Source organism: Halomonas sp. ND22Bw (assembly GCF_003011945.1).
GTDB lineage: Bacteria > Pseudomonadota > Gammaproteobacteria > Pseudomonadales > Halomonadaceae > Halomonas > Halomonas halophila.
Genome location: NZ_PXWD01000252.1, coordinates 1 through 401 on the forward strand (window position 1 = coordinate 1; position 401 = coordinate 401).

The following is a 401-nucleotide window of genomic DNA, read 5'->3' on the forward strand; positions in this document are numbered from 1 at the left end:
ACAGCAGCGACACGGCGCAGATCAATTTCGACGGCTGCCGCATTCCGGCCGAGAACCTGATCGGTGCCGAGGGTGAGGGCTACAAGATCGCGCTCGGCGCGCTCGAAGGCGGTCGCATCGGCATCGCGGCGCAGAGCGTGGGCATGGCACGCAGCGCCTTCGAGGTGGCGCTGGCCTACGCCAAGGAGCGGCAGGCCTTCGGCGGATCGATCTTCGACCAGCAGGCGGTCGGCTTCCGCCTGGCCGAATGCGCAACCCAGCTCGAGGCCGCGCGCCAGCTCATCTGGCACGCCGCCGCCCTGCGCGACGCCGGCCGGCCCTGCCTGAAGGAAGCCGCGATGGCCAAGCTCTTCGCCAGCGAGATGGCCGAGAAGGTCTGCAGCGCCGCCATCCAGACGCTC

General features: G+C 70.1%; 1 protein-coding gene. It reads left to right on the forward strand.

Features of this window, described 5'->3' with window-relative positions; all coding sequences use genetic code 11:
* Positions 1 to 401 (forward strand): acyl-CoA dehydrogenase family protein (locus CVH10_RS17925; protein ID WP_369335861.1); only part of this gene is annotated, 401 nt, incomplete at both ends.